This window comes from Flammeovirga sp. EKP202, from assembly GCF_014534745.1.
In the GTDB taxonomy this organism is placed as follows: domain Bacteria; phylum Bacteroidota; class Bacteroidia; order Cytophagales; family Flammeovirgaceae; genus Flammeovirga.
Genome location: NZ_JACVVP010000020.1, coordinates 102,389 through 119,960 on the forward strand (window position 1 = coordinate 102,389; position 17,572 = coordinate 119,960).

Consider the following 17,572-nt stretch of genomic DNA (forward strand, 5'->3'; position numbering starts at 1 on the left):
TTACAAATAGCTAACGTTTATCATTGGGCATTAATTTAAAAATAAATTAAATTGCGCATCGTTGGAGATTAGTCCTTTAAGTTTGGACGTCACCCAATACAAAAGCAATATATACAGATGAGTAAAAACATTGTCAAAGTTGGCGATATTAACTGTGGAGCCGACGAGTTATTCCTGATTTCTGGTCCTTGTGTTATTGAGGACGAGAGTATCATGATGAAAACAGCAGAGAAATTAAAAGAGGTTACGGAACGTTTAAACATTCCGATGATCTATAAAGCATCTTTCCAAAAAGATAACAGATCTTCAGTAGATTACTACAGAGGTCCTGGTATCGATGAAGGTTTAAGAATCCTTCAAAAAGTAAAAGATGAATTCGGTTTCTCTTTAGTTTCAGATATTCATTATCCTGACCAAGTAAAACCTGCTGCTGAGGTTTTAGATATTCTTCAAATTCCAGCTTACTTATGTATGCAAACTGACCTTGTAGTTGCTTCTGCAGAAACAGGTAAAGTAGTAAACATCAAGCACGGTCAGTTCTTAGCTCCTGAAAACATGATCAAGCCTGCTCAAAAAGTTGAGTCTACAGGCAATAAAAACATCATCTTAACAGAAAGAGGTTATTCTTTCGGTTATAACGACTTAATTGTTGACCCACGTTCATTCTACGAAATGAGACAAACAGGTTACCCAGTTGTATTTGATGTTACTCACTCTATCCGTAAATATGGTATCCCTTCTGCGGATCCTACAGGTGGAGCTCGTCAATACTTAAGCACATTGGCTAGAGCTGGTGTAGCTGCAGGTATCGATGGTTTATTTATCGAAACTCACCCTTGCCCTAACGAAGCTCTTTGTGATGCGGCAAGTCAATTAGATGTAAATCAGTTAGAAGAGTTCATGAAACCTCTAATTGAATTACACAATATCGAAGTAAGCTACCGCTAGTACTTTCTTCACATTTTTTCCGATTTAAAAAAACAAAATATATACTTACTAGTATGGAATTATATTTAGATTCTGCGGAGATCAATGAGATCAAATCATCTTTTGAACAACTTCCGTTCATGACTGGTTTAACTACAACTCCTACTTTCATGGCTCGTCACGGTATCACTGATATCGACGGTACAATTGTTGAGTTGTCGAAAATTGTTCCTGTTCTTCAAATCGAAGCATTAGGTGACACTGCAGAAGAAATCGTTGCTGAAGCAAAACGTCAAGAGGCGTTAGGTTTAGACCGTGAAACTACTGTTTACAAAATTCCTGTATCTAAAGTAGGTCTTAAGGCTTGTTCAATGCTTGTAAAAGAAGGTTTCAAAGTGAACGTTCACCTTGTATACACTTTACAACAAGCATATATGGCTATGCAAGCTGGAGCAACTTATGTTTGTCCTCTAGTTGGTCGTTTACAAGACCAAGGACATGACGCTCTTTCATTAGTGAAAGATTGTGTTGAAGCTGTAAACTACTACGGTTACAATACTAAAATCATGTTCTCTTCAGTTCGTACAATCCAACACGTACGTGACGCTGTAGACATCGGAGTTCATACAATTACTGTACCTTGGAAGATCATGTCTCAATTAACTGAGAACCACTTCACAAAAATCGGTACTGATCAGTTCATCAACGATACTCGTTTAATGACTGTACGTGTAGGTGATGCTTTATCTGACATCAACCCTACTATCACTGCTGACGCTACTATCGCTGAGGCATTAGTTGTTATGACTAACAACAAAACTGGTGCTGCTACTGTAGTAGACGCTAACGGTGCTGCTATCGGTATCTTCACTGACGGTGACTTACGTCGTTTAGTATCTGAAAAAGGTGGTGATGTTTCAAGCATTAAAGTTGGTGATTTAGGATTAAACGCTCCTATCTCAATCGATGCTCACGAATTATTATTCGCTGCATCAAACTTAATCAAAGAGAAGCAAGTTGATGAATTAGTAGTGACACTTGACGGTAAAGCTATTGGTTTATTAGACGTTCAAGATATCGTAAAATACTAATCTCTAACCATGAGAGAAGAATTATTCGAAGAAGGAGGAGGCGTGTTTGTAACCGCCTCCTCTTCTCTTTTAGAGCAATTGAAGAAAGTCAAAGGATTAATCTTTGACTGGGACGGTGTTTTTAATGGTGGTGTAAAAGGTGGTGCAATGCCTAGTCCATTTAGTGAAGTGGACTCTATGGGTGTAAATATGCTTCGCTTTGGCTACTTCTTAGAGCACGGTGAAATCCCTTTCACAGCAGTTGTAACCGGAGAATTTAATGAAGCCGCATTTAAATGGGCCAAAAGGGAACATTTTGATGCTGTTTGCTACTTAGTCAAAGATAAAGTAAAAGTACTTCCATTGGTCGACAGCATGTCTGGCGTGAAAGCAGAAGAGATCCTTTTCACTTTTGATGATATCCTTGATATTTCTTTAGCTAGAGAAGTAGGTGCCCGTTTTATGGTCGGAAGACAAGGAAGCCCACTTTTCACTGAATATTGCCGTATGCATGGCTATGCTGATTACATTACTGGCAATGCAGGTAACAGCAACGCAGTAAGAGAAGTATCAGAAGTTGTATTATGTTTATTGGATCGTTTTGATGAGACTATCGATAAGAGAGTTGATTTTGAAGGTGACTATGCAAAATACATCAAACTGAGAAATGAAATTCCTACTAAGTTCTTTAAGAATGAAGGCAGTGAATTCATAGAAAACAATCCTCTTTAAAGCTGACTGATAAGAGCTTTTTATACAATCCCTATTTTTCTAAAGAAGAGTAGGGATTGTTTTTTTTAGAATTAAAGTGAACTCCACAAAGAGATTCTCTCTCTTCCTATCCCTATTAGCTTTCATTTTCATAGGTATTCCACGTTATTATTGAAGATTTTATAAAAAAGTCATCAAAAAAAAGAAAATTTATCACTTTCTTTTTGGTAAAGCTTACAGATGAAAATAACTTTGCATTCGCGTTTTATGTATTTGAGCGATTGTAATCAAGTACTTATGTTTCGAACAAACTAAATATTACAGCCTTTGAAAGTTATAGATCGTCTTAATCAAGCAGCCGAGGATAAAAAGACATTATTTTCTTTTGAACTACTTCCCCCAGTAAGAGGTAAGAGTATTCAATCATTATTTGATGCTATCGACCCACTAATGGAGTTTAACCCTGCATTTGTGGATGTTACCTATCATAGAGAGGAGTACGTTTATAAAGAATTATCAAACGGCTTATTTGAAAAATCAATCCAACGTCATAGACCAGGTACAGTTGCCGTTTGTGCTGCTATTATGCACAAATACAAAGTAGATACTGTCCCTCATATTATTTGTGGTGGTTTTTCTAAAGAAGAAACTGAAAATATCCTTATTGAATTAAACTTCTTAGGGATTGAAAATATATTAGCTTTAAGAGGTGATGCCGCTAAAGGTGAAGCGTCTTTTACACCTCACCCTGAAGGATATGCTTATGCTTCTGAGTTAGTAGAGCATATTACTAAGATGAATGAAGGTGAGTTTAAATATGCAGATCAAGCAGGATTTAAAGGTGGTTTCAGTATTGGTGTAGCAGGTTATCCTGAAAAACACATGGACGCCTCTAACATGTCATCTGATATTGACTTCTTAAAAAAGAAAGTAGAATTAGGTGCTGATTACATCGTAACTCAAATGTTCTTTGATAATCAAAAGTACTTTGACTTTGTAGATAGATGTCGTGCGGCGGGTATTACAGTGCCAATCCTTCCAGGAATTAAGCCTTTGACTACTCAAAAGCAATTGACTCTTTTACCAAGTATCTTTAAGTTAGACTTCCCTGAGGAATTATTGACTGAAGCTAAAAAGTGTAAAAATAATAAAGAGATCAAGGAGTTGGGTATCGAATGGGGTATCAAACAATCAAAAGAACTGATTGAATACGGTGTTCCAGGTATGCATTTCTATTCTATGGGTAGATCTACTTCTGTAAAAGATATCGCTGAGGCCATCTTCTAGGATTAGATTTCTCAAACGAAGTAATTATATTGCTGCAATATTTTGAAGTCCATTCAAATGTTGCAGCAATTTTTTATGATCATTTTTAGTATTCTCCTTTTAGCAGTAGGTATTTTTTTACATCGAAAAAAAAATGCTTCACTTTTTCCCTTTATCTATGATCGAGCCTTATTCGTAAAACTCATTTTGGGTTTACTATTAGGGTACATCTACTCTACTTATTATAAAGGAGGTGATACATTTATACTTTACAATGATTCGGTCAAACTAGCAGAGATTGCTAAAACTAACTTTTTAGGATACATTGATTTCGTATTCTCCAAACCCTATCACTATCCACCTGAAATAAAAGCCCAACTGATCCAAAGTAATAGTTCCACAGTATACTTTACCATCATTGGTAGTGTTTTGAGTCTCATTTGCTTCAATAATTATTGGGTAATGTCTCTTTACATGTCTTTTTTCAGTTTTTGTGGGGTATGGTATTTATTAAAAAGAGTCACTCAACTCTACCCCTCTACTCAATTTAGCTTTCTAATTGCCAACTTCTGTTTCCCAACGGTAGTCTTTTGGAGTAGTGGAGTCATTAAAGAAACGATATCTATACCTATTTTATATTTTTGCATTGGTATTTCAATTGATATCATCACTAAAAAAGTAAAGGCAATTTCTATTATCATCCTACTTTTTCTATTGTACAGTTTACTTCAACTTAAGTTTTATTATTTCGGAGGATTTGTAATTTTCTTTTTACCGATATTATTCTTTATCTATCTGAAAATCAAATCTATTGAATTTAACAAAAAGTATCTTTTCCTATTACTTTCCTTCATTGCTTTGGGTGGGATTTTTATAGTCAATTTTGAATATCATTTTGGATTAGATCAGTTTCCAAAAACGATTTATGCTAATTATTTAAAACTTAGTTTAAACGAACAGGATCCTCATGCAATTCATCTTGAAAATATGGATGAAAGCTGGAACGGTATACTTCTTTCAATCCCAGAGGCCATCATCACACCATTTATTTATCCCAATTATTTCACATCAAGGCATATTTTTGATGTATTAATCAGTACTGAAAACCTTGCCTCTATTGTACTTATCATTCTGAACTTTTATCTATTAATTAGCAAAAAGGTCAAAATTTCAAAGTATAATCGATTACTTATAGGCATTCTGTTGGTTTATTCATTATCAATGATTGGATTCTTGGCAATAGCAAGCCCCAATTTAGGATCATTGAGTAGATACAAAATTGGGGCAAGTGTATTTTTATACTATGTTATTTTGATTCAAATAGAATCTTATCTGAAATTATCCGATAATGATTAGAGGTTATGAATATTCTCGGCTAAGTAAATTTCCGCCATCATACACCTTGTACCACCACCACATACATTTTCAATCGTGTCAATCGGAGAATGAATGATTTTCACATATTTCTCCATCAATTCAATCTGTTCAGGAGTGAAAGAATGATAAGCTCTTGAAGACATTGTGAACTTTTTATTCTCATTTAAATCTGTCACCTCCAAGACATTACAAGTAAAGTCTCTTAATTGAGCATAACTAACATCTACAATTTCTTTACCTGTGGCTTTAAACTTATCCCAAAGCATTGCCTTTTCTTTCTCATCTGTAATAGAAGCTCCACAAATCACCACAAAATCACTTGCAATAGAAAACATTACATTTGTATGGTAAATTGCTTTTCCATTTTCATCTACAGAATTAAAAGCAACAGCTTCATAACCTAATGTTTCTGCATGCTGTTCAAACAGTTCCTTATCAGTTCTTCCAGAAAGGCAAGCATAAGCAATCTTATTGACTCTGTCGAAAATAATACTTCCTGTTCCTTCTAAAAACTGATTTTTCTCTTCGTAAACTGACAAATCTGTCACTTTAGACACATGGAAACACATTTCCAGCATATCAATGATATCTTTTCTTCTTTCCGCTCTTCTATTCAAAGGACGCATTGGATATAAGAATATATCACCATTGCGGTGTGTTGTAAACCAGTTATTAGGAAACTGACTATCAGGTTTTTTAGGTTCTGGTGTATCATCAATGACAGTCACATCGATGTCATTTGCTCTAAGAGTAGCTACGTAGTGATCAAACTCCTTTAATGCACTTTCTACATAATCTGAATTTGAAAGATTAAAATTAGTTTCCTGAAATTCATTATCTACGGCTGTATCTTCATTAAAGCCAAATGACGCAGGTCTTACCATCAGTATATGTTGAGAGGAATTATTCATTTGTGTATATATGTTTTATAAGTATAGTATGGTAAATCAATAATGAATAAAATTCAGTGGCAATACTACTCAAAATTCTCGTTTATTACTTCAAAAAATAAAAAATCTATTTTTTTATTCGGTTTTTTCAAAAAAAAATCAATAAGTGTACGAGTGAACACTTAACTATATTATTGTCAGTAATTCAATGCAAAATCAAAATATGATCTATGTCATTACAGAATAATTCAACACAAAACAGTATTAAGTGTGAATAATACAAAACTAATATTAGTTTTTGCGAAATTTCGCAGTAGTAAATTTCACATAAATAAGCTTTGACAATAGAAAATATTACCCCATATTTGTAATGTAATCAAAAGGAAATAAGTTTTTGAATTACTGAGAAAAAGAAATAATACTCTACAAAGAGTTAAAAATATAAGTAATAATTCATTTCATTTCATACTTTGTGGGAGAGGTTGTCATTCAGTGGCAACCTCTTTTTTTGTACATAAAAATTTCATCTCTACTCGATAAATTATTTTGAACTTCATGATGAAGGAGTACACTTGCAAACAAAGAAACGCTTCATAATGTGATACATACCAAAATTAAGACATCTAACCTCTCTTCTACTGAAGTAATTTCCTTCAAAAAAGTGGCGAAAATCACCAAAAAAAGATCTTTAACAATTTTTAATATCGTCATAATTTTTTAAGTGTACCACAGAACACTTTACAAACAAACTTTCTCTTTCGTAGCAAGATGCACTACGAAACATAAGGGTCAACTTACACTTAATACTTAAAATGTAATTAAGCGTATAAAATACAAAATTAATAATATTTAAAATCACACTTTACACTTATTAAATTTTGACGTTTTAAATTTTGACAAAAGAAAATAATCGCGCACCTTTGTTATGTAATCAAAAGGAAATAACTTTTGAATTACTCAAAAAAGAAAAAACACTCTATTAAGAGTTAAAAATATAAGTAATAATTCATTTCATTTCATACTTTGTGGGAGAGGTTGTCATTCAGTGGCAACCTCTTTTTTTGTTTATTAATTTTTATGTTTTTTGCCCACTTTTTGTTGTTGATCCCTTAAAACAACGAATAAGGAAAAGAGTATCAATAGTTCTATTCTCTCTCAATACCTTTAATTTTCAGTGCATCATTCTTGAAATTTATTCAATATGCTGTAAACTAAGCTTTCGAATATTTATGATATTAAGAAAGCAGGAGATTTCAGATGATTTGTAAGGTGTCCTACAAATGATGCTAAGATTTATATTTACATCAGTGGCTTTCTACTCAATTACTTTGGTAGTACTATTTTTGGACTTGAAGGGACAAGTTTAAGAATTTCATGAAATGAGTGGCTAATATTGATTTTACTATTTATTCAAATTCTCAGTATTCACTTTTTAAATCTGTAGGCATTTTAAATACTCCCCCCCTCTTATCAGCTAAGCCTTCAAAATGAATAAGTTATCGCAAAAATGTAAACAGAGTGTAAATAAAAAAAAATTAACATTTTTTTATTCGTTTTTTTCTCTTTAAGTGTAGGTCAATACACTTTACAAACAAAGTTACTGCATTATAAATATCCTCCTTATGATGTTCTAGGATCAACTTACACTTAATGATTAATAAAGTATTAAGTGTATCTCATACAAAACTTTATAATATAAAATAGCATTTTTACACTTTATAAATTTCGACTACTTACACTTTGACAATAGATAATAATCACTCACCTTTGTAAGGTAATCAAAACAGAAATAAAGAAACATTAATACATATACTATGAAAAAGTTTACAATTTTATTCGCGGCATTAATAGTATCATTTAGTTTAACAGCAAAAGAATATTATTTACCATTTAACGGCATCTCATATTTCTTTAAAGCTTCTACAGATGGAACATCTGCTTCATTAATTTTTGAAAACTTAGAAGGTGAAGAAATCAATTTTACTTTATCAGATGAAGCTGGTAATGTTTATATCAATAAAACAGTTATTGCTTCTGGAAAAGTAAAAGAAAATATCAATTTTAAGAGTTTACCTGAAGGAAAATATACTTTTAAAATGATCTTTGAAGACAATTTGCTAGTAAGAGATTTTTACGTTACTGAATCTAAAAGTGCAGTAATGATGAATTACCACTTAGCATCTTCAACTCAAAAATTTAGAACTTCAGTAATCGACGAGCACTTAAATATCATTTTAGGTAAAAGTGTTGAAGGGTTTGTGAAAATTAAATTATTCACAGACAAAGGTGAAACAGTTTACAATAGTAAATTCATGGCTGGTGCTCAAAACATCAAACGTTTCGACCTTTCTAAATTACCGCAAGGCACATACACTACAGAATTGATTATTGACGGAGTTTCTTACTCTGATTCATTTTCAATCTTATAATCAAGACATTAAGATTAGTTTATAAAATATAAGTAATAATTCATTTCATTTCATACTTTGTGGGAGAGGTTGTCATTCAGTGGCAACCTCTTTTTTGTTTTTACTATTCGATCGAAAAATACTTGGTTGAAAACTATACAATGGAGTTCTCTTTACTTTACCCATTTATTGAAATAGATTTTTTGAATAAGAGATGATCCTTTTATGTTTAATATCAAACAGTTTTAATTTTTTAAACTGACGTTCTGTACTTACAAACTAAAATACGACTTCCTACAAACATGTTGAGCTATTTTAAAATCATCACTTTGTTATCATTTCTCTGGTTTATTATTCACGAGGTATTCATTATAGTTGATGGAATCAGTGCTCAACCCCGCACGTCAGAATATGCAGTGATATTAGGAAACAAGGTAAATGAAAATGGTACACTCTCTCAGAGATTACAAGCTAGAGTGGACAAGGGGTTCGAAATCTATACAAAAAGGCTTGTACAAAAAATAGTAGTAAGTGGCGGCTTTAGGTAAAGAAGGACATTATGAAGCACAGAAAATGGCTGAATATCTTATTCAAAAAGGAATACCTCAACAAGATATCATCATTGATGACTTTGGAAATACTACTTGGCTCACTGCTGTAAATTTTAAGAAATTAGTTCCGAACAGTAAATCTGTAGTTGTTGTTTCTCAGTTTAGCCACATCACAAGATGTAAATTAGCATTTAAAAAAGCGGGAATCGAGAATGTGTCAGCAGTAAGTCCAAACTATTTTGAGTGGAGGGATTTTTATTCATTATTCAGGGAATTCTTCGGTTTCTATAAATACCTTTTTTGGTATTGATTTTACGCTGCTTTTTTTATTACCTATTATACCATCATTTTAAAATTCCAATAAAAAAACACGAGTATTTCGTATATTCTATCAATTCATATCAAATTCTTAAAACTGAACAAAAAACTGCTTTACAATACCCATTTCAATAAGTTTTCATCATTCTCCCTTTTGATTTATAATACGCTAAAAGACGAAAAATAAAACCTGCTAAAAAGCAGCTAAAACACTGCGTAAACATTTAATTTTCAATTATTTACATATACAGAAACAGCATTATATGTGAACTAAATATTAACAATGATTTTTAACATTTTTTTATTTGGAGAAATATTTATAAGTGTACCGTGATACACTTTACAAACATACTTCCCCATTAATCAATATACCCCCAACGTTGTACAAGGATCAACTTACACTTAATGACGAAAAATGTTTTAAGCGTATTAAATACAAAACTTTTAAATATTAAAATACACAAATACACTTAATTAATTTCGGCGATTTTGACTTTGACAAAAGAAAATAATCACTCACCTTTGTAATGTAATCAAAACAGAAAAAACATAAATTAAATAATACATACTATGAAAAAGATCACGACCTTATTTGCTGCATTATTAGTTACCCTTAGTTTATCAGCTAAAGATTACTACTTACCATTTAATGGAATTTCATATTTCTTCAAAGCTTCAGAAGATGGAACATCAGCTTCAATTATTTTCCAAAATTTAGAAGGCGAAGAAATTAACTTTACTATTGAAGATGCTTCTGGTAAAGTATATACATCAAAAAGAGTTATAGCTTCAGGAAAAGTTAAAGAAGATATTAATTTCAAAAGTTTACCTGAAGGAAAATATACATTCAAAATGAATTTTGAAGATAAAATGTTAGTTAGAGAATTTTTCGTAACACCATCAAATACAGCTGTTATGATGAATTACCAATTAGCTTCTTCAAACCAAAAATTCAAAATTTCTGTAGTGAAAGAAAACCTAAATATCATTTTAGGTAAAAACGTTGAAGGTTTCGTTAAAGTAAAATTATACACTACTGATGGAGAAACAGTTTACAATTCAAGATTTGTAGCTGGAGCGAAAAACGTTAAGCGTTTCGACCTTTCAACATTACCTACAGGAACATACACTGCAGAATTAATCATTGACGGAGTATCTTACTCAGATTCATTCTCAATCCTATAATTAGAGATATCAAATTAGATTAAAAATATAAGTAATAATTTATTTCATTTCATTTCATACTGGGAGAGGTTATCATATAAATGATAACCTCTTTTGTTTTATATTAGCAACTCTTAATTGATTCATCTTACTAACTATTCTAATTATGATACAAGAAGAAAAGCTAACGATCAAGCACCTCGCTGAAGAAGATAGACCTAGAGAAAAACTACAACTCAAAGGAAGGCATACCCTTTCTGATGCTGAACTTATTGCCATCTTATTAGGTTCAGGATCAAAAAAACTCTCAGCCATAGAAGTTGCTCAACTCCTTCTTAATAAAGGAAATAACGACTTAAATGCATTAGCTCAATTTAGTATTGAAGATTTAAAAAGTATCAATGGCATTGGAGATGCAAAAGCGATAAGTATTATTGCAGCTTTGGAATTGGGAAGACGAAGAAAAGAAACTAAAAAGAAGGAAAGGACTCGAATTACGTGTTCCAAGGATATTTACAGTTTTATTACTCCTTATCTATTAGACCTTAATCATGAAGAGTTATGGGTTATTATTCTTACAAGATCCAATCACATTAAAAATATTGAGAAGGTGAGCATGGGAGGAATGACCGGTACAGTAGCCGATCCAAAAATCATTTTCCAGAAGGCTTTATCCCATCAAGGTTGTTCAATAGTAATCGTTCATAATCATCCTTCAGGTCAAATTAAACCAAGTCAAGCAGATATTTCGATGACCAAGAAGATTAAAGAAGGAGGACAGTTTTTAGAAATTCCGTTATTAGATCATATCATTTTTGCCAATGACAACTATTTCAGCTTTGCAGATGAAGGTATCCTTTAACCTTTAAGAGAATGAGTATTGCACATATTTAATTTTCAATATCATTTTAATAAGGTTCTGATAATCTATTAACTTTTTAATAAAAATATTGAGTATTTTAATATAAGTAAGCACAACATCAAAATCACATTACACTGTTTCTTACTATTTTTTTGATTATTAACTTCGAAAAGATCTAAATAATATCACCGTCAAACCCTATGTCGTATTTATTTCCACAAAAAAATAATTAAGAATCAATAATGAACTATTTTTGATGTCGTACTTATGTATCCAAATCGATATTGAATCAACAAAAAGTAACTATTAGTTTTTTTAAACTAAGCCAGAATCATGAAATCAGTCTCTACTCTTTTTATTTTAATTTTTAGTATAACAACTACTACTTTTGCTACGCCATTAATTCATTCTTATACGAGTATCAAACCAGAATTGGAAAGGTATACTAGTATTGAACAATGGGAAAACCCCAATAACTGGTCTCCAAAAGTTGTTCCCTCTGAAGAAAGTATCATTTTAGTAAAAAATAAATCCTTTATCATTGACTTCAACTTAGATGTTGAAAAATTAGTGGTAGGTGCTGTTGATATTTCGAATGGTGCTGAATTTGTCATTACGAATCATGGCAGTATCTTCATCACCAACACACTCACTGTTAATCCCAAGTGTTCATTAGTAATCGAAGGTAAACTTAAGGTCCAAAAAGCCATAATAAGTGCTTCTGACGGTGAATTTTCTATCAGGGAAGTAGGCAGTATTGATGCACATGAAATATTCCTAAAGATTGACAATTATATCGCTGAACTGAAAGGACATATTTCATCTACTTATCTCAATATTCACTTTTTAGATAAAAAGGCACAACTTCAAATAGGTGAAAGTGCAGAAATTCACATTCAAAGTGATTTGGTTGTAAAAAATAAATACAGAGAAAATATATTGGGTGATTTAACTAAAATCACAACATCGGGCTGTCAAGGAAATGGGGAATTTTGTAGTCAAATTACAGCCTATCGTTTAAAACTCCCTACCATATTGGAATACTTTGATATAGAGGTAGAGAACGACATTACTTTTGCTTATTGGGAGACGTCATCTGAACGTAACTCAAGTCACTTTATCATTGAGAAATCAAATGATGGAGAAAATTTCACGGAATTGGGTAGAGTCAATGCCAGCGGCAAATCATCCTCTGAAAACCCATATGAATTACAAGACGCTACATTTAACAAAGATAAAAACACATTTTACCGACTAAGAACAGTACAGCAAAATGGTGAGGAATTTATCTGGTGCAGGCAATTATTAGCCAATCATTCTGATAAAGAGGAATTTGGGATTGAAAAAGTGTTTCCTAATCCTACGAATTATTACTTAAAGATTGATTTCCAAGCACAAGAAGATGACCGTATAGATATAAAACTTCATCATACTGAAAATGAGTCGATATGGGATATCAAACCAAAAATTGAAGGAAACAAAGCCATTTTTGATGTACACCACTACCCTGCCGGTGCTTACATCCTAAAAGTAACACTCAACGATATGCTCATTTACACTGGAAATGTCATTATTCATTCTACCAACAGTAAAGGCAATATCAGAAATAGTCAGGCTATATTGGTAGAAGAAGAAAAGAAGTAATAGATACTTTTTGTGAATAAAATAAAATGATCATTAACTTTTTCCTGTATTCCCGTAAAAATAAGTAACACTCTAGTTTTCTGATTAATAAGGGATTTACTTATGAAGAATTTAAAAAACATTTTATTTGTATTTGTATTATTATTAATGGGTCTTGTATCTAATGCTAATTCAATCAATGATGAAAGCAAATCAGAAAAAGAGCCGATTAATGTATATCCAATCCCTGCCAACACTCAATTTCATATTGATTTTAAAAACAATGAGTATACAGATATTACATATAAGTTGGTAAACCTTGAAAGTGGCCTTTCGACAGTCATTGATAACAAGAATGCCATTAGTCATCAAGTTTCTAGCTTTGATATTAGTTTAATGCCTACCGGTACTTATATGCTTATCATAGAGGAAAACGGAAAAAGTATCTACACCAAAAAAATGGTCATTAACCATTTCGGAGTTTAGATTTAATATAGAATAAAACAAGAAGCACGCATCTTCAACTGAAAATGCGTGCTTCTTTTTTATATAAATTTATAGCACTATATCAAAAACGCAGCCCCAATGATAAATCCATTACGCTCAATGTATTATCATTATAACTTCCGCCATAATTGTAGTTCAATTGCACATTAAAGATTGATATTAAAGTACCCACGCCTACTCTCGCTCCAAAGTTCCAAAACTTGTCCAGTACTTCTGGATCTAAGTTGTGATTTTTAGATCTCAAATAATAAGACCTCACGGCTCCAATACCTCCTTGTACATAAGGATGAAAAGTTGTCTCTCCCTCTTTTGAGTTAAAGTAATACCTTCCTTCTATGAGAACAGGAATTTGATACCATGCTTGAGATAACGAAATATCAAAAGGCACTGCAGCCAAACCATTGACATGCCCTACAAGCACCGCGTCAAACCTATCATTTACATTATAACTTAATTCAATATAGGCAGCAAAACCGGCACTAGAAAAAGGTGATAAATCCCCTACTCCCGAAGATCCTCCACCACCAATTCCAAAATGAATTTGGGCATTTGATAAATTTGATAGAAGTAAAAAGGTAAAAATGAAGAGTAGTTTATGTCTCATTATATTTGATTTTTGCTTTAGTGAGAGAAGTAATATAAATGGGTTCTTGAACAAAAAATAGTTTGCTCTTATTAAAAATAAAAGGAAAAGCTGTAAATCAAAAGAGGTTACCTTAAAATATAAAGTAACCCCTTGCGTATTTTTTATGAAGTAATAGCTACAATGGTAATGCTATTCTGAAGACTTTGGAATCAGCTCCAAGAATTCTTTCCTTGTAGCCTCTTCTTTAAATTTTCCACCAAAGTGAGATGTAACAGTAGCACTGTATGTATCTTCAATACCTCTCATTGAGACACATAAATGTTTTGCGTCAATTAAAACAGCAACATCTTCAGTTCCTAAAGTTTTCTTTAAATCCTCTGCAATTTGTACTGTTAAGCGTTCTTGTACTTGAGGTCTTTTAGCATAGTGTTGAACTATTCTATTGATTTTTGATAAGCCTATTACTTTTCCATTAGAAATGTAAGCTACATGTGCAAAACCAATAATCGGTACAAAATGATGTTCACAATTCGAGTAGAAATGAATGTTTTTCTCGATCAACATTTCATCGTACTTGTACTTATTGTCGAACAACTTAATATCTGGGCGGTTTTTAGGATTTAAGCCACTAAAAATCTCTTTCACATACATTTTAGCCACTCTATCAGGTGTACCACTAAGGCTATCATCTGTTAAGTCTAAACCTAAAATATCCATGATTTCTCTAAAACGAGAAGAAATCTTTTTTACTTTTTCCTCATCAGAAAGGTCAAATGCCCCTTCTTTCATAGGTGTATCATGAGATGTACCAATATGATTATCACCTATTTCATCTATTATATTTTCGTTGTAAATCTCCACTTCTTTAGGTTGAAGGGTATTCCACGAAATTCCGTTCTGTTTCATACAAAATAATTTTTAAGGCAAATTTGTCATCTAACTGATCTCTAAGAATATTCCAGATTACTACACAAATATTTTCTGCAGTTGGATTTAAAGAAGAAAACTCTTTTACCTCTTCATTTAAATTTTTATGATCTAAATAATCCAATACATGTTCCTGAATTATGTCTTTCAATATTTTCATATCGATCACATACCCAGATATTGGATCTATCTCACCCGTGACTTTTACAGTGAGATTATAATTATGGCCATGATAATACGCATTATTGCATTTCCCAAACATTCTTCGGTTTTCTTCATCGGAGAGTTGTTCGTTGTGCAACCTGTGAGCCGCATTAAAATGAGCTTTTCGTGATACTGTTACTTTCATCTTTTACTGAGTGCTTCATAATAGAAGTTTGCTAAATGAAAAATACGTACCAAATTTCAATTCACAAAGTTACAAGAGATGAAGCTATTATCTAAAAACATTCTAAAATAGTTTAAACTCATTATCACATATTATGTTCAAACAATTTCAAACAAACTTTAACGAACTAAAAATGCATCTTTATTCTGTCTTGTTCTGCATTTATTAACTAAAAAAATAATTATTTGTTTTATCAAAGTTTAAAATCTTTATCTCAATTTGAAAGGAAGTTGGTATTTTTGACTAAACAATAAACAGATGACAATTACACAACTTGAATATATAATTGCAGTTGAACAGCATCAAAGTTTTTCAGCCGCAGCAGACGCTTGTTTTGTCACTCAACCAACCTTGAGTATGCAAATCAAAAAGCTAGAGGAACAACTTGATGTCATTATTTTTGACAGAGGAAAACAACCTATTATCCCAACGGATGTTGGTCGCAAAATAATTGATCAAGGTAAGATTGTATTGAAGGAAGCTCAAAAAGTAAATGACCTAATTCTGGATTATAAAGGTGAGGTAAGTGGCGATCTTAAAATTGGTATTATTCCAACATTAGCTCCTTATTTGATTCCGCTTTTTGTTGGCTCTATTTCAAGAAAATTCCCTCATTTACAACTAAACATCAAAGAACTTCAATCAGAACAAATCATTAAAGCAATCAATGATGATGTGATTGATGTTGGTCTATTGGTAACACCAATTCATGAGCCCGGCATCACTGAAGAGCCTCTTTTCTATGAAGATATTGTAGTTTATACTAACCCTGACTACAAATTTGAACAGCAATTAGAAGTTAATATTGCAGACTTAACCTCTCCTGATATTTGGCTTTTGAGTGCAGGACATTGTTTTAGAGATCAAGTAATCAACCTTTGTTCGTATCAAAGTACGAATAAGATGAATAGTACTCTTCCTATTTCATATGAAAGTGGATCATTAGAAACATTGATTCGTTTGGTAGATAAAGAAGGAGGTTTTACATTACTTCCAGAGTTGGCGGTAGATGAATTACCAGAGGATGCTAAAGATCGAATTAGAACTTTTGTTGACGAAAGACCAATGCGTGAAGTGAGTCTGATTTATGCAAGAAATTATGCAAAAGCGGGCCTTATAAAAGTACTCTCTGAAAGCATTAAAGAAAATATACCAGAACAACTATTGACCAGAGATAGAGGTCACGTTGTAGAATGGAGATAAAAATAAAAATGCTGATTATTTCACGGTGTAAATAATCAGCATTTTTTTATTTGTAATTCCCTTCGTTGATTGCTTTTAACTCTTCTAACTCTTTCAATCGGGCTTCATGTTCATCGACCCATTTGGTGAGGTTGTAATCTTCGTTGGGATATAATTCGTAGTAGGAGACGTACTCACTTCCCATTGCGGAAAAGCGTTCCGTGAAATAAACTTCAATTTGACCGAAATTCAAACTGATATTTTTCGTCCATTGGTCATAATCACTTTGAGAAAAAGTTTGTTGAGCCATTTTACGCTCTAATTTCGCTTTTTCAATTTCCTCTTGATAACTTTTATCAGAGTTCAACAAATCTGATTTCAGTACTTCATACATCTGATATTCCTCTGGTGTAATATCAAAAAGATCTTTACCGAAGTATTTGGCCCACAAATATTCATCTTGAGGACGTTCTTTTAACTGTTTCCAAATTTGAGGCTTTACCAATGGATCTTCTAGCATTTCAGAATCATCATAATACTGTGCATAAGACATAGCAGGGTTTATTATCCATAAAATGGAAAACATCAATAAGCTAGCAAATATGTTTTGTATCAAGTTCATCTAAAAATTTTAAAACTTAAGATTAAAAAAAGTCCTTTATTATATAATATACTGTTTTAACAACGCTAGAGTTTCTTCATAAATTTTACTTACAAAGCAAAAAATGAAAAAATAATGCCAAATATAGGAAATATCCTATTCCTTTTTACAAAATACTAAATCTATTTTATTGAACATAATTCATCTATGAATA

The 17,572-nt window shown here is 32.1% G+C and carries 18 protein-coding genes; 13 read left to right on the forward strand and 5 right to left on the reverse strand.

Annotation, left to right across the window (positions count from 1 at the left end):
• Positions 1–117 precede the first annotated feature (117 nt).
• The 5 genes from kdsA (at position 118) to IC221_RS14055 (ending at position 5,330) form a co-directional block, all read left to right on the forward strand.
• Positions 118–948 carry a 3-deoxy-8-phosphooctulonate synthase gene (kdsA, locus tag IC221_RS14035; RefSeq protein ID WP_044205283.1) on the forward strand — a complete coding sequence of 277 codons (831 nt, stop codon included), beginning with the start codon at positions 118–120 and terminating at the stop codon, positions 946–948.
• A 53-nt stretch (positions 949–1,001) separates the two neighbouring features.
• A complete protein-coding gene (locus IC221_RS14040; RefSeq protein WP_188169569.1) occupies positions 1,002–2,018 on the forward strand; it encodes a transaldolase family protein in 1,017 nt (338 codons plus the stop codon).
• Positions 2,019–2,027: 9 nt separating this feature from the next.
• Positions 2,028–2,729 (forward strand): hypothetical protein, encoded by a 702-nt coding sequence (locus tag IC221_RS14045; RefSeq protein ID WP_044205277.1) that lies wholly within the window; start codon positions 2,028–2,030, stop codon positions 2,727–2,729.
• Between the two features lie 306 nt (positions 2,730–3,035).
• The gene (metF, locus tag IC221_RS14050) at positions 3,036–3,995 is read left to right on the forward strand and encodes a methylenetetrahydrofolate reductase [NAD(P)H] (protein ID WP_188169570.1); all 960 of its coding nucleotides are present in this window, start codon (positions 3,036–3,038) and stop codon (positions 3,993–3,995) included.
• Between the two features lie 57 nt (positions 3,996–4,052).
• Positions 4,053–5,330, forward strand: a complete 1,278-nt coding sequence (locus tag IC221_RS14055) for a hypothetical protein (protein ID WP_188169571.1) — start codon at positions 4,053–4,055, stop codon at positions 5,328–5,330.
• Here IC221_RS14055 and ctlX read toward each other — a convergent pair.
• Positions 5,327–6,262 (reverse strand): citrulline utilization hydrolase CtlX, encoded by a 936-nt coding sequence (ctlX, locus tag IC221_RS14060; protein WP_188169572.1) that lies wholly within the window; start codon positions 6,260–6,262, stop codon positions 5,327–5,329. The genes IC221_RS14055 and ctlX overlap by 4 nt on opposite strands.
• A gap of 1,793 nt (positions 6,263–8,055) precedes the next feature.
• On the opposite strand from ctlX, the gene IC221_RS14065 reads away from it, so the two are divergent.
• The 7 genes from IC221_RS14065 to IC221_RS14095 all read left to right on the forward strand — a co-directional run bounded on the left by IC221_RS14065 (position 8,056) and on the right by IC221_RS14095 (position 13,653).
• Positions 8,056–8,670 (forward strand): hypothetical protein, encoded by a 615-nt coding sequence (locus IC221_RS14065; RefSeq protein WP_188169573.1) that lies wholly within the window; start codon positions 8,056–8,058, stop codon positions 8,668–8,670.
• A gap of 281 nt (positions 8,671–8,951) precedes the next feature.
• Positions 8,952–9,197: a hypothetical protein gene (locus IC221_RS14070; RefSeq protein WP_188169574.1), complete on the forward strand. Its 246-nt coding sequence runs from the start codon at positions 8,952–8,954 to the stop codon at positions 9,195–9,197.
• Positions 9,181–9,510: a YdcF family protein gene (locus tag IC221_RS14075; RefSeq protein ID WP_188169575.1), complete on the forward strand. Its 330-nt coding sequence runs from the start codon at positions 9,181–9,183 to the stop codon at positions 9,508–9,510. Before IC221_RS14070 ends, IC221_RS14075 begins: the two co-directional genes overlap by 17 nt.
• 578 nt (positions 9,511–10,088) lie before the next feature.
• Complete coding sequence (locus IC221_RS14080; RefSeq protein WP_188169576.1) at positions 10,089–10,703, forward strand: hypothetical protein; 615 nt, start codon at positions 10,089–10,091, stop codon at positions 10,701–10,703.
• Between the two features lie 145 nt (positions 10,704–10,848).
• Positions 10,849–11,544 (forward strand): DNA repair protein RadC, encoded by a 696-nt coding sequence (gene radC / locus IC221_RS14085; RefSeq protein ID WP_188169577.1) that lies wholly within the window; start codon positions 10,849–10,851, stop codon positions 11,542–11,544.
• A 333-nt stretch (positions 11,545–11,877) separates the two neighbouring features.
• Complete coding sequence (locus IC221_RS14090; protein WP_188169578.1) at positions 11,878–13,188, forward strand: hypothetical protein; 1,311 nt, start codon at positions 11,878–11,880, stop codon at positions 13,186–13,188.
• A gap of 102 nt (positions 13,189–13,290) precedes the next feature.
• Positions 13,291–13,653: a T9SS type A sorting domain-containing protein gene (locus IC221_RS14095; protein WP_188169579.1), complete on the forward strand. Its 363-nt coding sequence runs from the start codon at positions 13,291–13,293 to the stop codon at positions 13,651–13,653.
• 82 nt (positions 13,654–13,735) lie between these two features.
• Here IC221_RS14095 and IC221_RS14100 read toward each other — a convergent pair whose 3' ends face one another.
• The 3 genes from IC221_RS14100 to IC221_RS14110 all read right to left on the reverse strand — a co-directional run bounded on the left by IC221_RS14100 (position 13,736) and on the right by IC221_RS14110 (position 15,536).
• A complete protein-coding gene (locus IC221_RS14100) occupies positions 13,736–14,278 on the reverse strand; it encodes a hypothetical protein (RefSeq protein WP_188169580.1) in 543 nt (180 codons plus the stop codon).
• Positions 14,279–14,449: 171 nt separating this feature from the next.
• Positions 14,450–15,166, reverse strand: coding sequence for a GTP cyclohydrolase I FolE (folE, locus tag IC221_RS14105; protein WP_188169581.1), 717 nt, complete (start codon positions 15,164–15,166; stop codon positions 14,450–14,452).
• Positions 15,126–15,536, reverse strand: a complete 411-nt coding sequence (locus IC221_RS14110) for a 6-carboxytetrahydropterin synthase (RefSeq protein ID WP_188169582.1) — start codon at positions 15,534–15,536, stop codon at positions 15,126–15,128. Before IC221_RS14110 ends, folE begins: the two co-directional genes overlap by 41 nt.
• Positions 15,537–15,833: 297 nt before the next feature.
• Between IC221_RS14110 and IC221_RS14115 the strand changes: the two genes are divergently transcribed.
• Positions 15,834–16,778, forward strand: coding sequence for a hydrogen peroxide-inducible genes activator (locus tag IC221_RS14115; protein ID WP_044201502.1), 945 nt, complete (start codon positions 15,834–15,836; stop codon positions 16,776–16,778).
• A 46-nt stretch (positions 16,779–16,824) separates the two neighbouring features.
• Here IC221_RS14115 and IC221_RS14120 read toward each other — a convergent pair whose 3' ends face one another.
• A complete protein-coding gene (locus IC221_RS14120; protein ID WP_188169583.1) occupies positions 16,825–17,379 on the reverse strand; it encodes a hypothetical protein in 555 nt (184 codons plus the stop codon).
• Positions 17,380–17,572: the final 193 nt, after the last annotated feature.

Bases quoted from the DNA above. Each gene is read 5' to 3' on its own strand.
- kdsA (WP_044205283.1), top strand. From the start codon at position 118: ATGAGTAAAAACATTGTCAAAGTTGGCGATATTAACTGTGGAGCCGAC.
- IC221_RS14040 (WP_188169569.1), top strand. From the start codon at position 1,002: ATGGAATTATATTTAGATTCTGCGGAGATCAATGAGATCAAATCATCT.
- IC221_RS14045 (WP_044205277.1), top strand. From the start codon at position 2,028: ATGAGAGAAGAATTATTCGAAGAAGGAGGAGGCGTGTTTGTAACCGCC.
- IC221_RS14055 (WP_188169571.1), top strand. From the start codon at position 4,053: ATGTTGCAGCAATTTTTTATGATCATTTTTAGTATTCTCCTTTTAGCA.
- ctlX (WP_188169572.1), bottom strand. From the start codon at position 6,262: ATGAATAATTCCTCTCAACATATACTGATGGTAAGACCTGCGTCATTT.
- IC221_RS14065 (WP_188169573.1), top strand. From the start codon at position 8,056: ATGAAAAAGTTTACAATTTTATTCGCGGCATTAATAGTATCATTTAGT.
- IC221_RS14070 (WP_188169574.1), top strand. From the start codon at position 8,952: ATGTTGAGCTATTTTAAAATCATCACTTTGTTATCATTTCTCTGGTTT.
- IC221_RS14080 (WP_188169576.1), top strand. From the start codon at position 10,089: ATGAAAAAGATCACGACCTTATTTGCTGCATTATTAGTTACCCTTAGT.
- radC (WP_188169577.1), top strand. From the start codon at position 10,849: ATGATACAAGAAGAAAAGCTAACGATCAAGCACCTCGCTGAAGAAGAT.
- IC221_RS14090 (WP_188169578.1), top strand. From the start codon at position 11,878: ATGAAATCAGTCTCTACTCTTTTTATTTTAATTTTTAGTATAACAACT.
- IC221_RS14095 (WP_188169579.1), top strand. From the start codon at position 13,291: ATGAAGAATTTAAAAAACATTTTATTTGTATTTGTATTATTATTAATG.
- IC221_RS14100 (WP_188169580.1), bottom strand. From the start codon at position 14,278: ATGAGACATAAACTACTCTTCATTTTTACCTTTTTACTTCTATCAAAT.
- folE (WP_188169581.1), bottom strand. From the start codon at position 15,166: ATGAAACAGAACGGAATTTCGTGGAATACCCTTCAACCTAAAGAAGTG.
- IC221_RS14110 (WP_188169582.1), bottom strand. From the start codon at position 15,536: ATGAAAGTAACAGTATCACGAAAAGCTCATTTTAATGCGGCTCACAGG.
- IC221_RS14115 (WP_044201502.1), top strand. From the start codon at position 15,834: ATGACAATTACACAACTTGAATATATAATTGCAGTTGAACAGCATCAA.
- IC221_RS14120 (WP_188169583.1), bottom strand. From the start codon at position 17,379: ATGAACTTGATACAAAACATATTTGCTAGCTTATTGATGTTTTCCATT.